This window comes from Pseudoalteromonas sp. S2893 (assembly GCF_005887105.1).
Lineage (GTDB): Bacteria > Pseudomonadota > Gammaproteobacteria > Enterobacterales > Alteromonadaceae > Pseudoalteromonas > Pseudoalteromonas atlantica.
In genome coordinates this window covers 1-18,667 of sequence record NZ_PNCY01000046.1, presented here as the reverse complement: position 1 = coordinate 18,667, position 18,667 = coordinate 1, and the positions used below count along the sequence as shown (strand labels likewise).

The window sequence follows — 18,667 nt, the reverse complement described above, 5'->3', positions numbered from 1 at the left end:
TATGCTCTAGCTCTAAAAGCGCAGCGTCTCTTAACCTCTTTGTGAATAATTGGCTTAACTTGTTTTTCACCACCGAGGGCACAGAGGCGCTTAGCGCTACACAGAGAAAATACGGGGGTTAATTGGTCACTTATCACTGGTGACATAATCACTTTTGAACAGAACCAATGCGCGCCTACAAAGTTAAATTTTAAGCTGACGTGGATGTGTGGTGCGTAGGCGCGATTTTATATCGCGCTTGTAGATACAAGACGTTGAGCTTGCTCACGTTAGAAACGCAGCTTCTCATTACTTAAAAAATTAACACCGTAAAAGCCCTGCTTTTAAACGAAAGCAATGCGCGTCTACAAGGTTACACCAAGCTTTGCTGTTAGCACTCGATGTAGGCGCGAAGCTTGCTCGCGCTCTGAATTTTTAGTTCCCTATGTCGCGTTGGCGATGGCAACCAAGGGGCGAATACCGCCGTACGCCCCTTGAAGCGCCCCGAGCATTTTGCATTTTCCTCAAAGCCGAAATAGATATGAACGTAACCGCCGTGTATTCGCCGTCCATGGCGAGGCCACAGCTTTAATTGCATTGCCTAAAGGGATTTAGGTACTTGGAATTTGTCGGGAACAAAATTCCGCCATGCAATCAATTACTCATCAATTAAGTCCTTTCGGGCAAAATGACGGGGGAATTGTCTTGGCATTAGCCTTTAAGTTTGTTGTTGGTATTACCATTATGTATATTAAAGTTAACTTTACGTTTTACCTTGGCCAGTAAGTTACCTAACTTATCTAGCTCGATTAATCATCATCTCAAAGCTTTATGATGCTACCCAAAAATAACGAACACAGTAAACAGCGGCTTAAAATTTTAATCAGCAATTACTTAAGTTTAAGCAAACCGGCCGCTATCAAGCTTACTTTTATGCGTTAGATAATGGCGTTTATCAGCCCACAAATAAAGCCCAGGCCGACTAGTCTGGCGCTGGTTTAGAGCTACGAGCTAGGTTTTAGCAAAAGCCCGCTGCCTTCTCATTTCTTTTTTATGGTTCATAAAAGCGCCAACCAGCAAATGACCACTTAATCAGTCATTAACTATCTAATGAATGCTTAAATAATCTTTAACTTATATGAGGGATCACGCTTTCTAAGCGCTTTATGTCAATATCACTGATATTAGCAAAACGTTTAAAGTGCGTTGGCCACTGGCGAGTATAGCTTTCAACCTCTGCAATTATTTTTGTTGCTTGAGCATTGTTGAGGCCAAAGCGTTTGGCTTGCGACAATAAATTATCGATACTAGCATATCGGCCATCATCACCAAGCCCTATGCCGTGCTGCTTTGAGTTATTAATAGGAGTGATATCATAAGCGGGGCTCATACGCCACGTTTGCCCAGTAAAGTGATACAAAAATGCATGATTTCGGCTGTGATCATCGGTATTACCAATAAACACGTTAAATACCATTCGCTTGTAGAGCTCTGTAGCATCATCAGCGAACTCACCTGTGTGGTGGCGAATAAATTCTGCCAGTTCACCGTAGCTATAGTATGTTGCTAAGTCGCTTATCGCGACTTTTGGTTTTTGTAATAAGCTATTGGCGCTTAAAAAGTGATGAGTTGGTAAGTCATCGCTTACATCAAAACGCTCAACTAACAGAACATCGCCATTTTCTGTTTCATGAATACGGGTATTTGCAGTGCGAATCCCCAATTCATTAGCCATACGCATAGCGCCATGCTCAGCCCTAGCTAAATTAAACAAATCGTCTTGACGATTAAATTTTGCCAAATAAAGCTTATCATCAATTTTCACAGAGGTTTTAGGTCTTGCTCCCCCCATGCTTTGGCCAAATTCAAAGGCTTTTTTGCTTCCTGTGAAATCGCTTTATTGGCGAGCAAATCGTCCTTTGCTTGATCTAACAAGGCTAAATCGGCTAATGTATTTTTATTCGCTTTATGTTTTGATGCGCTGCGCGACAAACTAAATACCAAGGCGCCAACACCATACCCAGACCCCGCGAGTAAAAATTCTAGCTCATTCTTTGGCTCGGTATTATGTAACACAGTATAAGCTTACGCCCCCACGAATCAGCTCCCGCATCACTTAACACCCCAAACACACCTTTATTGACAGAATAGCTAACTATGCCAGGCTGTAATGGTAAATGCAGCGGATCGAGCGCAAACGCATCAGAGCGCGCAAGGTAACTTTTACCATAATTAAACTCACCTCGGCCAGTTTGTGTATTTAACTTAAAAAAACCACAAATTATGGGGCTGTCTTCTAAACCGTCAATAAATACATAAGCTTCAGAAGTCATCGTTAATCACCTGAGTTTTATTGCTTTTACGCTGTCTTGCATTATAACCGCCCACATCTGCGGCTAGCTCGTTAATTTCATCCAGCAATGAGCCTTGCAATTGAAGAACAACAAGGGCTTCAAACAATATATCGCTTTTTACTACCTCTCCTTGTTCAAGCTTTTGTACCGTGGAGCGAGATACACCAATCATCTTAGCGAACGTGCTCTGGGTATAAAGTAAAGTTCGATGCTGACGAATTAAATCACCCAAGCGACGCGCCAGCTTTAATGCTTGTTCTGATCTCATAAATGACTTCCTAATCGGTCATTAATAAACTAATGATTAGTTTAGCGGTATTTAATATGATTGCAATATTATTTAAATAGAGACGTAATGAGCTTCGAGGAGCGAACTTAAAGCGCCTAGTCCCTTTTGCGTTCCCTCTTCAGCGCAGCGCTTCATAACCTCTTTGTGAATAAATCACTTAAAACCATATATGCACAAAGAGAAGTGAATGAGGGTAAATGAGAAGACAGTAAACTATGGGTAACGAGCCGCGAGCAACGGGCTATAAATTCAGACTAACCCCTAGCGCCTTTAACCTATTCCCACCGTAGGCGTTAAGCTTGCTGACGCTAAAAAAGCTAGGCTTTTAAATTGCTTTACTTTCATGCAGTGAACGCTGAACTACTTGATAACAAATCGCACGTTGCTGCTCTTGGTTTAAATTTACTTGTCGCATCGAAAGAATCGTTTTCACTATTTGTTTATGCGAAACAATTGGAAAGAGTGGGCGCTGTTTTAATTCGACAAACCAACCAGGAAAGCACAAAACAGGGAAAACTTGAGTGTTAAAACCCGTTGCCTCTTGTAGCCATTTGTTCACCCAATTAGCCTGCTTTTGGGCTTGTTCTAGCGGCTTACTTTCAAACCAAGAGGGAAATGCTAAATGATTATTCTCAAATTTAACTTTGTAATTTGTATCGTCTTTTATTCGTTTATGCCTGCCCTTTGTTTCAATAGCAAAAATACCATTTGGCCCTACCACTAGGTGATCAATATTAAACCCATCTGCTTGTATATCATGAAACACTTGGTACCCATGTGACTGTAACTCTATAAGCTCCGAGGCAACGGCAAGCTCCGCATCTCGTCCAAGTTTAAGCTTTATCAAAAGGTTTGATTTAACCCAAAGCTTTCTTGCTACATAAACTAAACCCAATGCAATTAAAATAACCAAAAAGTAATTTAGCTCGCCGCTGGCAAATACTTCAGCAATCCCTTTAATGGCAAAAGGCATCATAACGATTAAAGCAGATAAAAAGATAAGCCCTATTACATCAACAATCTTGTCATTTACTTGCTCACTAAGTGTTTGTGCAGCAACACGTTTAAGCTTTTTACGATCTACAGGTAGTTTTGCATTTTTTTGATGAAGCCATATTTTGAGAAACAAAACGCCTAATAAGGAATAAACACTACCTACAATAACTAAAAGGCTTAAACCTTGGTTTAATAAATCATCCATGGGGAGTTCCTATAATCACAATGTTTACGTTATACCTTAAACGGATACATGTCACACTAGTTATGTCTATTTTAAGTCCAATATTAAAGTTTCTGAAATCGAAACTTTTTCTTTTTAAAAGTAATCAAATCATTTAGTCTAAATAATTTTATTATACTGATTTTTAAGGACTAAAATGATAAATGAAATAATAAGTGAAGCTAACAGGTTAAAGCAAGAAGCAGGTCAAGACCTATCCGACCAATTAGCATTAAAATTCGGAGAATTAAAATGTGAAGGAATAATAAAGCGATTTAAGAAAAGTGTTAATTTCCCACATTCAAATTACCAATATCAAAAACAATACCTTGCGAATTTTCTAATTGAAACATTAGATGATCAATATATCGTAATTAATAGCAGTACATCATTTAGAAATGATCGATTCAAAATACAAGCATATGATCTAGAAGGTATAAAACAACATTCGGCTATAGCTGAAAAAATAATTGCCTCAATAATGCTTTATCCAGATGATCAAGCAAAGAACAAAACATTCAATGCCTTTAAAGGCTTGCTAGAAAATAAAAAAGCTTATACTCCTGCCACCCACACACTCCTTTTAAGTGAGTTCATAGAGTTTTTAGAAAATCATAAAACAGCAACTGAAGAGGAGAAAGAAAAAGAGCAAAAAGAAACTGAATTACAAAAAAATCAAGTAGCTGAAAACATAGCCAATTATAATCCTGCTAAACTAGGGAGCTATTATGGGCTGAAAGGTAATGCATTTGAAAAAGAGATAGTACATAAGCTAAATGATACTCAGCTTCTAGAGAGTTTTAAGTTATTCAACAGCACCCCAGATAAAATTTTCAACTTAGTGATAAAAACCTTATTAGCTGATAGCCATATTTCACCTAATGAAATTATCAAGATAAAGGTTTCAAACACTATTACCAAATTAAAAAATGGTGGGAATGCTAAAACTGATCTTGTAGTAAAATTGACTACACAAAAAGGGGCTTTCGAAGCTACTATTTCAATTAAAAATACTACGCAGAGCAGGGTGTCTTGTCATGACTACAAAGCTACTGACTTTATTAGAGTGTTGGACCCTCAAAATATAAGACTAGCTTACTACCTAAACTTATTTCAAAAAAGTGGCTCCGATAAGGACTTCATTAAAAACCTAAACGAAAATGACAGCGTAAGGGAGTTCGAGGAAATACTTACTCCTTATAAACAAAAACTAATGGAGTGGGTATTAACAGGTGCCCATGATTCGGAAAATCTAATCGAGCCAAAACTTCAAATTTCACAATATTTACTTATAAATAAAAATGGCACTATAAAAATGGTAACATTTGAATCATATATTGCTGAGTTAAATACTAATATAACTAACTTAAAATATGGGCTACCGCTTAGTTGGACTTACCCATCAAAGAACCGAGGAAAAAGAATACAATTAAAATTACCCATTTTGATTTAATCTTTCTTTTTCCTCTAATTGAGAAAGGGATTTCTCAATGCTTTTTGCGATTTCTGTAACAACTTTAATCACTACAGAGTTACCCATTTGTCGATACATTTGTGTTCTTGACACAGGAAAAACAAAATCTTTGGGAAACCCCATCACAGCTTTGCACTCGTTAGCACTTAATAAGCGAATACCTGTTTCACCGCCTCTAACAAAAGTTCCTGTCAATCTTTGGATCTTATGATAAGAAGAGACTAATGTTTTAATATGCCCCTTTGAGTTCTTATCGACTATTGTTGGGCGACCATCATCTTTTTTAAATAAGTAAGATTTTTGAAGATGCTCTGAAATAGTATACCCACTTACATCTTCCTCAATAAAATCGCCTATATCAGAAGAGATCATTGGAGGAATAGGAAAACTAAAATCAACTTTATCTAGAAAAGCTACTAGATAGAAACGTTTTCTATTTTGCGGTATACCAAAGTCCTTTGCGTTCAAGAGTGTATGATGGCAATCATAACCTCTCTTACTAAGCTCTTGTAAAATCACTTTTAAAGTATTGCCTTCATCATGGTTAACAAGGCCTGCAACATTTTCAAGGAAAACAACTCTTGGCTTTTTTGCATCTACAACTTTTACAACTTCGTGAAACATTGTCCCTTGTGTTGGATGTTCAAACCCTTGCCTCTTTCCGATTGAGCTAAATGGCTGACATGGAAATCCACCACAAATAATGTCATGGTCAGGTATATCCTCAACATCTATTTTTGTAATGTCACCAAAAGGCACTACGCCATAATTTGTGTAATAAGTATATTGAGCATGAGGGTCAATCTCTGAAGAGAAGACACACCCACCTCCAATTTCCTCTAAAGATTTACGAATACCACCTATTCCAGCAAACAGATCAATGAACTTAAATCGGCTATTCTTATTTTTTTCACGTTCTATAACATGTGTTTTTACAGCAAGCTCAAGATGATTGACCTTAAGGTCTTTAGGTTTGTAATCGGTATAAATTTGCTGCATGTAAAAATCTCAATACTAGATAACGTTAATTAGGAGGCGATACTTCTAAAATATTTAGACCGAATCATACACGTTACCGTTAAGAGCCTCAATGAATAACAAAAAATACTGTTTATCCATACAGAAATTTATTTGCCGCAGTTATTAAAAAAGCCAGGAAACGCATAACTCGCACTTATAAGTGATCACCTATATGTGCGATTGCTATTTGAGGGCTCTCTTCGTTTAAACGGTTAAAAAAGCCGAAGTAAATACGATTAAAAAAATAAGTACCATTCCCGTTAGAGTTGTCGACTCTTTCAAGCTTATAATGATACTCACAATTTACGTTTTTATATTCAACATTATTAATATAAAAATCTCTCTTAAGAGCTTTTAGCTTTCTCTTATTTTTACCACTCCCTTCTGGTGTTACTGAAAAAGGCAAAGCTGCATTAAGGGTGTGTATATTAGAATGAGAATTATACGGAATGACTTTATATGTGTTCATATAATTAAGGCAGTCTGTTATTCCCTTTATAAATGACTCATAACCTCCTTCGATTTTTCTAATACTATCGAACGTTTTATGAGCAGCATGACCTGGATTGTCTAAAAATAACAAGTTTCTATATACTTGCACAAATGCTTTAGCGTAGTCCTTATGACTTCGCGTATTTTTTACTAGTACTTCTGAGGAATAATGAACTAAACACTTCTCGGTCGTTATGGTACGTTCTGGTTTATTGGTCAACACTGAGTCTATATTAGAAGAATATAAAGAAAGCCAAAAACCATTATAGTATGGAGGTTCAGAGTCCACGATAGCCTTTACCGCAGTCTCGTTTTTAGAAATCGTACTGGCTTTACTCATTTGCTGATCATAGATTAAACTCATAATAGCTCCAGCATCAATAGAGTCTACTTGTTTATAAATATCTATGGCTGCACGCTCATCGAAGTCGTTAGACTTAAAAAAAGTTACAAAACCTTTGTCCATCTTGTTTATCAAACTCGATACAACTTTAAGGGAATAAACTACATCATTTTCTGGTAAATTAAAGTCAAAGCTTTCTGGTGTAAAACAAACGCCCGCTTTCATGAATCAACTTCCTTTATTTGGTAATTCACTTTTACCAGTCATAATAGTAAATAAATCTTGTGCTTGCTGATCGAAAAAGCCTTCAGGCCAGGCAGATAGCTTCCCATCCTTACTGATTAAAATGAGTTCTACTTTACTTTCAAGTTTACCTTGTGAAATATAATATAGAGAGAAGATCGAAGGGTCGAACTCTGTATCTGTTTTGGTGATTACTCTAATTCCATTTAAAAGGTGATCACTATGTGTTTCGATTATAACTTGCACACCAGCCCTTGCTGTTAGTGCAATTAATCGCCCTAAATAACTTTGACCTTTGGGGTGTAAATGAGCCTCAGGGTTTTCTATTATCACAACGCCTCCTTTCTTTGTGTAAAGCAATGCAGTAACAATTGATAACGCATAGCTTATACCAAAGCCAACATTTTGTGGTTTAAGTGAATCGTGTCCATTTTGACCAAAAACATTAACCACTGTTGAAGCTTCTTCAAATAACCTTGAAGTTACAGAAATGCCGGGACTTATCTCACTCATCCATGCATCGATTTGATTATGCAAAGCTAACTTGGGCTCATCATGATGTATCCGAGGATCTGATATACAATCTTGAGAACTGGTTACAGAACCTACAAATAGACGCCTTGAGCTGAGTGTTTGGGATAAGAACTCAGCTGTAAATTCTCCTTTTGCACCCAACCAATCCTTGTGAAAGCGATTAGACTCAGTGATATCAAAATTACTTTTAGGACCAAAACGTTCAGCTTGTAAATACTGAAAGTTTTCCAATAATTCATTGTATGATTCTGAAGAGTCTGTACAACTATCTGACATTCTTCGTAAACGATCATTAGCCAAATTTTCTTGAGTACCTCGATCTTCATATCCCCAACATTTTAGAACTCCATCAATAACTAATTCGATAGATAATTTTTCATCTTCAGCGAATTTATTTTGTATATCTTTAATAAAACCAACTTCAGTTAAACTACCATTTAGCGTAACCTCTTTAGAGAACCGTGATTGTAGAGGTATTGACAATGCTTGAATCGCAGTACTTTTCCCCACTGAGTTTGAGCCACAAAAGACTGTTAGTGGAGTAAGAGTAAAAGTTCTTGATTGATAACACTTGAAATTATGGAGCTTTATTGTGTTAATCATTAGTTTATTTCCTTATAAAGTGGCATTAACTCAATATCCAATCCTGTACTTTGCTTCAACATTTCTCTAAATGCAGCAAACCGATATCTAACAGTGACACTTTTCCCAGTAGAAGTGCTAATAGAATAAAGAAAACCACGACCTTCTTTTTTATAGATGTCTGACTCCCATTCAGCAAAGTCTGTTGAGTCATTTGCGATTGCTTCATAAAGTATATCTATTAAATCTCCACCTGATTGAATAACTTGAGCTTTTTGATGAAGATCTAGCTGGGAGAAATAAGTGATAATTAATTCAAATAGTGGTTTGCTAATCGGTATCTTACGGGCTTTTTCGGGAGTTTTCTTGAAGGCATACTCACCAAAAACCGCTCTAGCTATTTCTAGGCCAGTTAAGAACTTTTTTGCTATTTCAAGGTAGGCTCGACTATCTGGCTTAATAATAGCTTCACCATTATCAATTGCTTCTGAGTTTTCTAGGCTTAATTTGTATGTGTTCATCAAGTCCATAGATTTAGATAAGAAGCTGTTATATTGGTTTTGAAATTTCTTATAACCTTGCAACATAAAAGAAATCGCAGATAAACATAACTCCATATCTTTTTGCCTGTCTGATTTGACTTTGTCCTGAGTAGCTAATCTAAATTCAGGACTTGCAGCTAAGAAACGTAAAAATTTGACGCTACTTCCTTGGTTTAACGCAGAGCGAATCTCCTGGTCACTAAGTTTAACACCATATGTATTAATCCTATGAAAAAGCTCAACAATAATGTTGTCTTTATCTGATGCCATATCAATTAAGTGGGCTGTTAAAGGGTATTCTCTAATTTTCCTCTGCTGGGCTCTTTCCAATTCACTAAACACTTTCTCATTAAATTCATTTAGAACTTCTAACCCTTCGAGTGGAAACTCACCGCGCATGTAATCATAAATAGTAGTGATTCTTTGAAGGCCATCTACGATAATCCAATCACCATCAGGTTTTTCTGCAAAATAAAAAACAGGCAATGGCAAACCCATCAGAATAGATTCAATTAACTTTGATTTTCTCAATCTAGGCCACACTCTATCTTTTCTTTGAAAGTCTGGCTGTAATTCAATTTCTCCAAAACTTAATCGATCATAAATAAGTGAAACTACAGGCGTAAGTTGCCTTATCTTCGTTCTACCTGTACTAACTGATCTGTTACCATCTTCACTTGAATCGCTTGAATCACTTGAATTTTCAATACCCGTTATAGTCTCATCATCAAGTAAATCACCAATTGATTTACCAGTTTGATTTTCAACTTCGTCTTCATCATTGCCTGCACGTTGAGCTATACTACCATCAAGTGTAACAATAGAGTTGATGACTTCTTGATTAAGCTCCATAAGCTTGTTGAGTGAGCTTGCAACAACTTCTATTTGAACATCTCCGGGGTATTTTTTAACAATTGCGTCAAAAGAGCTCTTTAGCGTATTGAATATACTAATTTGGGAATCAGAAATTTTTTGATTTGAAAGACTAGTATAGTTATCTATTTTTTTTCTAATTATTCTAAGTTCTGAGGTAGGAAGTTCTGACAGGTTACCTATTTCGCTAACTGGCTCATTGCGAAGTAAAAGGTGCTTCCTATTTTTATATTTAAAGTGTTGGATGTATGGTAAATGCGCGAAAATAGTTTCAGGTTGATTACGACTACTGCCGCCGCCATATAGGGCTTGATCAACATTACTAAATCCCTTAATTGTAAGCTCACTCCATATGTCTTCTAACTCTCTAAAGGAACGAGCTGTTCCTTTAGAATTTGGGCTATTTGAAACAAAATATTTACCAAGATTTTTGTCTATAGATGTTAAATATATAGAAGGAGTTTTTGGATTAATTGAACAAAGCTCTTTATCAATTAATTTTTCCATATCGCTTAAGATATCTTTAAAGAACATCCCTTGGCCTTTATAATTACTTTTGGTATCAATAAGTTTAGCACAGCATGATTTATATATGCTATATGGAAACATGGACATTGGAACCCATCTAAAGATAAAACCAAAATTCAAAATAACATTTGAGAGCTATACCCTTATTTAGTGAATTAGCTAACTAGATCTATTTACCTATAATTTAATCCTTTAATTGTACAGTTCAGCACTTGCCGCATAAATCACTTAAAATTTCACTCCTAAAAAGCTTCACTTTCCACGCCAGCAAGCTACGCGTCTACAAGTTAAAACGCGAGGTAAATTCCCGCCCTCATTCATAAACACCAATCTACCAACACACTCCTACCCCCCGTGATCACACCCGAAAGTTATAAATTGATGAGTAATTACTTGCATGGATGCAAGTTAAGCCGTGACTTCGCCATGGATGGCAAATACACGGCGCTTACGTTCACATCAATTTTTAACTTGAGGACACAGTGTGATCCTCGGGCGCGCCGTGGGATTCCAAAGGGTGGACGGCGGTATTCACCCTTTGGTTGCCGCCAGCAATCTGGCATAAACCTCGAATAGAGGTTATTAAATCCCTAAAGCTCTCACGTAAAAAACCTATTTTGAAAGCTTCGCTTTTAACGCCAGCAAGCTGCGCGTCTTGTATCTACACGTTAAAACGCGATATAAAATCGCGACTACAAAACCACTTGTTTAAAGCGTGCGAACGTTCGCATACTTTCATCTGCAATCATTACCTCGTAATCAGGGTTTTGAGCGATTAGCTCATATTGCCCGTTTGGTAATTTATTAACTTTGCGCAGTAAATACTGCCCGTCTCCGCTTATATCGTCTCGCTCTATCGCGACTATTTGGCCGCGAAGTGATCCGGCTCTATCGGAAGTTATAAGCTCAAGTAACAATAAGTCGCCATCAAGTATTGGGTGTTTACCGCCATTCATAGAGTTACCCGAAGCACGTGCTAAAAAGTGTACGTTTGGGTCAAGCTTGCCCGCGCCAAGTGGCGCGTCTAAATATTCAACATCGCTGCTATCGCCAGTTTTAAAATGCCCACAGGCAACTTTAATATTAGGGAAGTACGGTAGCTTTAATGCTTCATCAACTGATTTTAAACTAATGGCAGGTTCAGCAACTTGATTTAGCTCAGGCTGTGGTGCATTTGGAAACGTAAACAATTCTGCAGTTGGTTTTGCTTGTTCGAAATAGTCTTTATTGGCAATCCATAATTTAGCGCTGTTTGCTTGCGCTACTTGGTAAGCCCAATTGCTTACAGCGAGAGATTTATCGGCATCGCAATGAAAATAGGCACTTAGCTCATTACTAATAGTTTGGCTATTAACGACCAAATTTTGGTTTTGCCAGCGTTCACGGTGCTGCTGTGCGGCTAAAAAGTCGCGTTTGTTGTTATTACATTTGCGGTGCGCGGCCACAAAATTATGGCCAAGATCGTTTGCATAGCGGGCAAACGGTATAAAGTGATCAACCTCAACATCGTTTTTCATTGGCTTTTGGCAATAAAAACAGGTGTTTGATTGCAGCTCTACTAAAACAGGCTTTGCCTTGGTAAGTGCATTACGGTCTACCCCAAATAAAAACTCTTGCAGCTGACTTTGCGGGCCAATAAGGGCTTGGTTGTGCTTTATACTTTGAATTTTTTGAAGCCATGCATTTTTAGCCAAGTATACAACTAGGTCATAAAAGCGCCTAAAGCAGCTAGCTATACCTGCATTTAACGTAATAAATTGAGTGCTGTTTGTATGTGGGTATAAAAAGCATTCTTCTTGTTTGGCGAGAATTTGTAAGCGCCAAAGCGGCCCTGATTTTAGTGTTGCCATAGCAGCATTAAACGTGGGCTTATAAAACGGGCTTTGCTTAAGCTGGCGAAAGTTACGTATATTGTTTTGCTGGCATTCAAACAATACGCTAATTACTTTTGATTGCGCGCCTGTATTTTGCTTAAGTAAGGCGCTTTCGCCGGTGTGCTCTGACGAAAACGGCATTGCATGATGCCAGTATAAGGTAATGAGTTTATCGGCAAGGGTTGGTAGCTCTATTACTAATTCACTTTGCTCAGATAACAGCGGTTGCTCTACGCATACATCGGCAATAGCGTGTAAAAGTGCAAACTTGTAGGTAGCGCTAAAATCGCCCTCAACCAGCATGCGTTGTATGTACGCTATAAAGTCGAGCTGTTGCTGCATTGCGCTAATCATAAAATGGGAGCAGCCTTTATTATGGCATTTAGCCATACTTCGCTTTCGCGCCCTGGGCGCTGATCAACACTTTGCCAGTGCTTAACTATGCTTAATTGCGTGTGTTGATTTAATAAATTACTCAATAACTGCTCGGTTAAATCGGTAAATTCACGGCCATTATGTACACGCTCTTGCGTGCCATATTTAAACGATACATATAAAACGCCATTGGGTTTAAGCGCATTTTGTAGCTTTAAAAATACTTGAGGAAGCGCGGCCTTTGGCACATGTAACAAACTGGCGCAGCACCAAATACCGTCGTATTTATTAACACACTCAAGCTCTTGAAAGGTTTTAACCTCTACTGGTTGTTGTAAGTAACTGCTTGCAAGCTCTGCAAGTGCAGGGCTTGCATCAAAAGCCGACACACTAAACCCTTGGCTTTTAAAATAGGCGGCATCGCGAGCTGAGCCACAACCTGCATCGAGCACATGACCATTTTGGGCAACATAAGGTAAAAACTCACGGTAAAGCGCCGACATATCAACATTAAGTGTTGAGTAGCTAAAGGTTTGTGCATTTTGGTTATAATAATTTAGTGTGGTATTGGGCACTGCTTATACCGCTCCTTGGCTTTTGCGAGTTTGCAACGTTAATGCTGCATTCATGTTTGTTTAATCTACAGGAACAAGCCGATAAATTAAAGAACTTATAAGTAGGTTTTTTTAGCTTAATACGCTGTTTGTATTGAATTTAGCAATAATTATCTCCTTAAAACCTTAACCCTCTCCTTTTTAGATACATTTTTTTACAACTTTAATGATTCCTTCACCATTATATTATTTTGCTAGGTTATACTGTTTTAATAACGTACAAAAAAGCTTACCTCAGAGACTTAATGAATAAATTAATAACCTTACTATTGTGTGTGTTGTTTAGTACCTCTTGGGGTGTGTTTGCCTGCGAAAGAACGCTTAGCGTTGGCGCGCATGATGCTTTTTGGCCGCCTTATGTAATGGGCATTAGCGGCCAGTTACAGGGTAAAGAGGTGGATGCGTTAACTGTTATTTTTAAAGACTCGCCTTTTTGTTTTGAAATAAAAATGCTGCCTAATTCTAAACGGGCTTTTACCGAGCTGCGCCATGGCCGAATAGACATAGGCTGGGCGGCAAGTTACACCAGTGAGCGCGCTAAATATGCTCATTTTACAAAGGCCTACCGCACCGAGGTAATGCGTTTATACGAAAACAAAAACAATCAACACAAGGTTAAAAACTTAGCTGATATTTTTAACCAAGGTTTAACCATAGGCGCTAACTTTGGTAGTTATTATGGCGAAGAGTTTGAGCAGTATAAAAAAAGCCATAAAAAACAAATAGAATACACCAGCGCAACCAGTAAGCGCTTTGAAATGCTTAATAAACAGCGTATAGATTACGCAATAGAAGACGAGCTAGTAGGCAATTATTTAAGTAAGCGTGGTAACAGCTTAATGAAGGCGCCTACCGTACCCGCTATTAATAAAGACCAAATACACCTAATGCTGAGCAAAAGAACAGTAACGCCTGATGAGGTTAAAATTATTAACGCACATATAACTAAAAATAAAGCAGCACTTAAGGCGCTGTTTGAATGAATGTTTTGAGCTGTACGCGTGTGTTTTTATTGGTGTGGGTAACGTGTTTGGGGTTATTTAGCGCTAAAGCCCAAGCATGCGATAAAACCATTAATGTAGGCACTAACGAGCGCTACTGGCCGCCATATGTGGTACTAAAAAACAATACGTTAACGGGTATTGAAATAGATATAATTAAAACCATTTTTAAAGACTCCCCTTTTTGTATAAATTTTACGTTATTACCTAACTCCTTACGCGCATTAGAAGAGCTAAAACACGGCCGTGTAGATTTAATGTTTGCAGCAAGTAAAACCCGTGAGCGCCAAGCTTACGCCCACTTTAGTTTGCCTTATCGCGAAGAGATAATGTTGTTGTATAAACATGCTGGCTCGGCAAGTATTAGTTCGTTAGAGCAGTTATTTAAAAAAGGCTTAACAGCCGGCGTTAATCGCGGCAGCTTTTTAGGGCACACGTTTAAAACGTTAAGCGATAAATATAGCAAGCAAATAGTACTTACCAGCGATGCCGATAAACGCTTTGCTTTATTAAATAAAAAGCGGGTAGATTTTGTAGTAGACGATTCGTTAGTGGCGCACCATTTTGCTAATAAATACACGGCTATTTTACCCGTTGAGCAAGTAGCGCCTATTAACGTAAATAATGTGCATTTTATGATGAGCAAAAAAACGATTTCTTTAGAAGAAGTTAACACTATTAATGCGCATATTGTAAAAAATAAAGCGGCGATTAAGGCGTTATTTAAGTAATAATACCAACCCACATTAATACTTAATCATTTTCAGGGGCTAAATGTGTCGCTATCTGCGTTAAAAAATTCTCATTTAGAACAACTGAATAGCGAATTTTTTGCCTTGCTATCAACACGTTTATCCATCCTCAAAATAGATCACTTAATTATGCGGATTGGTATAAAAGGACGTTTTATGAAGATGTTACTGTTAGCGTTTATATTTTTGGTGGCGCAATTTAATGTACTGGCATGCACTAAAACATTAAAAATGGGCACCAACGAAACCAACTGGGCGCCCTATTTGATTAAACAAGGCAACGCCTTTGTAGGCGCAGAGGTAGATACGGTTAACGCTGTTTTTAACGATTCGCCTTTTTGTATTGAGTGGGTTTATTTTCCGAGCTTATCGCGGGTTCAGCAAGAGCTAAAAACAGGCCATATTGATATTACCTTTGCGGCAAGTTATACAAAAGAGCGCGCCGAGTACTCTTATTTTACTGATGTTTATCGCGATGAAGTTATGCTGCTTTATAAGCATGAAAACGCTAAAGATGTAATTAATTTGGCGGCGCTTTTTGAACGTGGCTTTATTGTTGGCGTTAACAGAGGCAGCTTTTTTGGCGCTGAGTTTGAAAAAATAAGAAAACACTACCCCAACCAAATAGTACTGACCGCAGATGCAAATACGCGCTTTGGTATGCTAAACAAAAAACGAGTTGATTACGTGATTGACGACTCTGTTGTCGCAAAATATTTTGCTAAGCGCTACAACACCATTTTGCCGGTAAAAACGGCGCCAGCTATTAATGTTAATGGCGTACATTTTATGATGAGTAAACAGTCGGTCACGCTTGACGAAGTCGCTGTAATTAATCGCCTTATTAAAAATAATAAAGCGGCCATAAAGCGCATTTACAAACCCTATTAACCTGCGGCTTTACACTTATATAGATTCATAGCCCAGCGTGCTGCCATTTTAGGTATGTATCTTTTACCTTTCATTACCATGGGGGGATCTGTATAATTCGCCAGCTAATTTACCCTATTGCTTGGTCTTGTTTGTGGCGTTTTGCTGCAGTTGGCCCCTGTCAGTACTCATTCTAGGACTAACTTTTTGATCTCCACCGCAAATATTACGATGCAGTTTGGCGCAGAGCCGTTGTTTGAAAACATTTCAGCTAAATTTGGTAACGGTAACCGTTACGGTTTAATTGGCGCTAACGGCTGTGGTAAGTCGACCTTCATGAAAATTTTAAGCGGTGCGCTTGTGCCAAGTGCGGGTAATGTGTCGATTACGCCAGGGCTTAAAGTAGGTAACCTAAGCCAAGACCAGTTTGCGTTTGAACAATACAGTGTTGTAGATGCCGTAATTATGGGCGACGTAGAGCTTTGGAAAGTAAAGCAAGAGCGCGACCGTATTTACTCATTACCAGAAATGAGCGAAGAAGACGGCATGAAAGTGGCCGACCTTGAAAGCGTTTTTGCCGAAATGGACGGTTATACAGCCGAAAGCCGCGCTGAAGAAATATTATTAGAAGCGGGTATAGATAAAGAGTTTCATTATGGGTTAATGGCAAACGTTGCCCCAGGTTGGAAATTACGTGTGCTTTTAGCGCAGGCGCTGTTTGCAAACCCTGACATACTGTTACTCGATGAGCCAACCAATAACTTGGATATTCATACCATTACGTGGCTTGCTAATGAGCTTAATAAACGTAAATGTACCATGATTATTATTTCCCATGACCGCCACTTTTTAAACTCGGTATGTACACATATGGCCGACATTGATTACGGTGAGCTGCGTATTTACCCTGGTAACTACGAAAAGTTTTTAGAAGCGGCAGGCTTACAGCGCGAGCAATTATTAGCCGAAAACGCTAAAAAAAGCGCTGAGATTGACGAGCTTCAAGACTTTGTTAACCGTTTTGGTGCTAACGCGTCTAAGGCTAAGCAAGCCAGCTCGCGTGCTAAAAAAATGGATAAAATTAAGCTTGATGAAGTTAAAGCGTCAAGCCGTATGAGCCCATCGTTAAGTTTTGACGAAGGCAAAAAAATGTACCGCCAAGCGCTTGAAGTTAATAAACTTGGCCACGGTTTTGATGGCGAAACATTATTTAGCGGCGGCGACTTTTTACTAGAAGCGGGCGCAAAGCTTGCGGTTATTGGCGAAAACGGTGTGGGTAAAACCACCTTTTTACGCTGTTTAGTAAACGAGCTTAAAAGTAATGAAGGCGAAATTAAATGGTCAGAAAACGCTAGCTTTGGCTACTGCCCGCAAGACAGCACAAAAGATTTTGATAACGATTTAACGTTATTTGATTGGATGTCGCAATGGCGTACAGCCAAGCATAACGATTTAATGGTTCGCGGCATGTTAGGGCGTTTGTTGTTTACTGCCGACGATTCCAACAAAAAAGCACGTAACTGTTCAGGTGGTGAAAAAAACCGTTTGTTGTTTGGTAAGCTAATGATGCAAGACGTAAACGTACTTGTAATGGACGAGCCAACCAACCACATGGATATGGAAGCCATTGAAGCGCTAAACAATGCACTTAAAGACTTTGCGGGTACGCTTATTTTTGTAAGCCACGACCGCGAGTTTGTATCGTCTTTAGCAACACGTATTATTGATATTAAAGACAAGCAGGTCATTGATTTTCAAGGTACGTTTGACGAATACCTAGCAAGCATAGAAGAGAAAAAAATCGCTTAAGTTGTAGCAGCGATTTTATATCGCGTCTGTTTTAGGTTTAAGTTTTTAGGTTAAAGCTTTTAGGTTTCAAAAACTAAAAATAGAGCCTAAACCATTTTAAAAAGGTGCTGTTTAGCGCCTTTTTTTGTGGGTGTTTGAATAGGTGAGCGCGCATTGTTTTTGTTTAAAAGTGATTATGTCACCACAGAGAAGTGAAGGAGAAGAGCAGGAGAAATTGCTCACCAATCACCGTGTTTACTCTGTGTAGCGCGAAGCGCATTTATGTCCTCGGTGGTGGTATTTAATTTACAATTAATGAAAAGCTGTACGTCAACCCTGAACAAGCTTGGTGCCCACAATGTTAACATTAACACCAGAGCTATACCTTACCTTGTAGACCCTCAGCTTGCTGGCATAACGAGCGATAGCTCGTAAATATTAAACCAATACAATCACAAAGAGGTGTAGAGGCGCTTCGCTTTAGAGAAGTAACTTGCGCGAGCAAGCTTCGCGCCTACAACTTTCACTCCTCATTTTCTCCTCATTTTTTTCTCTTTGTGCAATACATCGTTTGAATAATGAGATGCTTTGCCTTTCGTATGAACAAGCTTCGCGCTTACAAGCCAAATTAACCACCGAGAAGAACAGAAGAAGTGATTAACCAATCCCCGTCTGTGGTTGAATTAATGAGTAGCAGCGGCTTTATGCCGCGAAAAAATTTAATACCAAACGCGAGGTAAGCTCCTGCTACGAGGTTAGTTCATAGTTTTTAGGCGCACATTGCTTTTGTTTAAAAGTGATTATGTCACCACCGAGAAGTGAAGAAGAAGAGCAGAAGAAGCGATTAACCGATCCCCGTGCTTTCTCTGTGTAGCGCAAAGCGTATTTGTGTCCTCGGTGGTGGTATTTAATTTACAATTT

General features: G+C 38.4%; 13 protein-coding genes and 1 pseudogene. 5 read left to right on the top strand and 9 right to left on the bottom strand.

Annotated elements, in window-relative coordinates; all coding sequences use genetic code 11:
- Window positions 1-1,108: 1,108 nt before the first annotated feature.
- From CWC04_RS20035 to CWC04_RS17290, 3 genes and pseudogenes are all read right to left on the bottom strand, one after another.
- A pseudogene (locus tag CWC04_RS20035) lies at window positions 1,109-2,312 on the bottom strand (type II toxin-antitoxin system HipA family toxin).
- On the bottom strand, window positions 2,302-2,601 hold the full coding sequence (locus tag CWC04_RS17295; RefSeq protein ID WP_004589614.1) for a helix-turn-helix domain-containing protein: 300 nt from the start codon (window positions 2,599-2,601) through the stop codon (window positions 2,302-2,304). Before CWC04_RS17295 ends, CWC04_RS20035 begins: the two are co-directional and overlap by 11 nt.
- Before the next feature lie 346 nt (window positions 2,602-2,947).
- Window positions 2,948-3,823, bottom strand: coding sequence for a nuclease-related domain-containing protein (locus CWC04_RS17290; protein ID WP_138686005.1), 876 nt, complete (start codon window positions 3,821-3,823; stop codon window positions 2,948-2,950).
- A 175-nt stretch (window positions 3,824-3,998) separates the two neighbouring features.
- Here CWC04_RS17290 and CWC04_RS17285 point away from each other — a divergent pair, with 175 nt between their 5' ends.
- Entirely contained in the window at window positions 3,999-5,294 is a 1,296-nt protein-coding gene (locus CWC04_RS17285; protein WP_138686004.1) for an MspI family type II restriction endonuclease, read from the top strand.
- Here the strand turns inward: CWC04_RS17285 and CWC04_RS17280 are convergent.
- The 6 genes from CWC04_RS17280 to CWC04_RS17255 form a co-directional block, all read right to left on the bottom strand.
- Window positions 5,277-6,314 (bottom strand): DNA cytosine methyltransferase, encoded by a 1,038-nt coding sequence (locus tag CWC04_RS17280; RefSeq protein ID WP_138686003.1) that lies wholly within the window; start codon window positions 6,312-6,314, stop codon window positions 5,277-5,279. The genes CWC04_RS17285 and CWC04_RS17280 overlap by 18 nt on opposite strands.
- Before the next feature lie 175 nt (window positions 6,315-6,489).
- Window positions 6,490-7,395, bottom strand: coding sequence for a hypothetical protein (locus CWC04_RS17275; protein WP_138686002.1), 906 nt, complete (start codon window positions 7,393-7,395; stop codon window positions 6,490-6,492).
- A 3-nt stretch (window positions 7,396-7,398) separates the two neighbouring features.
- Window positions 7,399-8,550 carry a DUF3696 domain-containing protein gene (locus CWC04_RS17270; protein ID WP_138686001.1) on the bottom strand — a complete coding sequence of 384 codons (1,152 nt, stop codon included), beginning with the start codon at window positions 8,548-8,550 and terminating at the stop codon, window positions 7,399-7,401.
- Complete coding sequence (locus CWC04_RS17265; protein ID WP_212747131.1) at window positions 8,550-10,553, bottom strand: DUF262 domain-containing protein; 2,004 nt, start codon at window positions 10,551-10,553, stop codon at window positions 8,550-8,552. Before CWC04_RS17265 ends, CWC04_RS17270 begins: the two co-directional genes overlap by 1 nt.
- A 611-nt stretch (window positions 10,554-11,164) precedes the next feature.
- Complete coding sequence (locus CWC04_RS17260) at window positions 11,165-12,700, bottom strand: S24 family peptidase (RefSeq protein ID WP_138686000.1); 1,536 nt, start codon at window positions 12,698-12,700, stop codon at window positions 11,165-11,167.
- Window positions 12,697-13,296, bottom strand: a complete 600-nt coding sequence (locus CWC04_RS17255; protein WP_138685999.1) for a class I SAM-dependent methyltransferase — start codon at window positions 13,294-13,296, stop codon at window positions 12,697-12,699. The genes CWC04_RS17260 and CWC04_RS17255 overlap by 4 nt, the downstream gene beginning before the upstream one ends.
- Window positions 13,297-13,580: 284 nt before the next feature.
- On the opposite strand from CWC04_RS17255, the gene CWC04_RS17250 reads away from it, so the two are divergent.
- The 4 genes from CWC04_RS17250 to CWC04_RS17235 all read left to right on the top strand — a co-directional run bounded on the left by CWC04_RS17250 (window position 13,581) and on the right by CWC04_RS17235 (window position 17,767).
- Entirely contained in the window at window positions 13,581-14,318 is a 738-nt protein-coding gene (locus CWC04_RS17250) for a substrate-binding periplasmic protein (RefSeq protein ID WP_138685998.1), read from the top strand.
- Complete coding sequence (locus tag CWC04_RS17245) at window positions 14,315-15,067, top strand: substrate-binding periplasmic protein (RefSeq protein WP_138685997.1); 753 nt, start codon at window positions 14,315-14,317, stop codon at window positions 15,065-15,067. Before CWC04_RS17250 ends, CWC04_RS17245 begins: the two co-directional genes overlap by 4 nt.
- Before the next feature lie 177 nt (window positions 15,068-15,244).
- Window positions 15,245-15,979, top strand: a complete 735-nt coding sequence (locus CWC04_RS17240) for a substrate-binding periplasmic protein (RefSeq protein WP_138685996.1) — start codon at window positions 15,245-15,247, stop codon at window positions 15,977-15,979.
- 186 nt (window positions 15,980-16,165) lie between these two features.
- Complete coding sequence (locus tag CWC04_RS17235; protein WP_128581571.1) at window positions 16,166-17,767, top strand: ABC-F family ATPase; 1,602 nt, start codon at window positions 16,166-16,168, stop codon at window positions 17,765-17,767.
- Window positions 17,768-18,667 lie beyond the last annotated feature (900 nt).

Excerpts from the sequence above, each read along its gene's own strand:
- CWC04_RS17290 (WP_138686005.1), bottom strand. The coding sequence starts at position 3,823 with ATGGATGATTTATTAAACCAAGGTTTAAGCCTTTTAGTTATTGTAGGT.
- CWC04_RS17260 (WP_138686000.1), bottom strand. The coding sequence starts at position 12,700 with ATGATTAGCGCAATGCAGCAACAGCTCGACTTTATAGCGTACATACAA.
- CWC04_RS17245 (WP_138685997.1), top strand. The coding sequence starts at position 14,315 with ATGAATGTTTTGAGCTGTACGCGTGTGTTTTTATTGGTGTGGGTAACG.
- CWC04_RS17280 (WP_138686003.1), bottom strand. The coding sequence starts at position 6,314 with ATGCAGCAAATTTATACCGATTACAAACCTAAAGACCTTAAGGTCAAT.
- CWC04_RS17275 (WP_138686002.1), bottom strand. The coding sequence starts at position 7,395 with ATGAAAGCGGGCGTTTGTTTTACACCAGAAAGCTTTGACTTTAATTTA.
- CWC04_RS17240 (WP_138685996.1), top strand. The coding sequence starts at position 15,245 with ATGAAGATGTTACTGTTAGCGTTTATATTTTTGGTGGCGCAATTTAAT.
- CWC04_RS17285 (WP_138686004.1), top strand. The coding sequence starts at position 3,999 with ATGATAAATGAAATAATAAGTGAAGCTAACAGGTTAAAGCAAGAAGCA.
- CWC04_RS17270 (WP_138686001.1), bottom strand. The coding sequence starts at position 8,550 with ATGATTAACACAATAAAGCTCCATAATTTCAAGTGTTATCAATCAAGA.
- CWC04_RS17295 (WP_004589614.1), bottom strand. The coding sequence starts at position 2,601 with ATGAGATCAGAACAAGCATTAAAGCTGGCGCGTCGCTTGGGTGATTTA.
- CWC04_RS17265 (WP_212747131.1), bottom strand. The coding sequence starts at position 10,553 with ATGTTTCCATATAGCATATATAAATCATGCTGTGCTAAACTTATTGAT.
- CWC04_RS17250 (WP_138685998.1), top strand. The coding sequence starts at position 13,581 with ATGAATAAATTAATAACCTTACTATTGTGTGTGTTGTTTAGTACCTCT.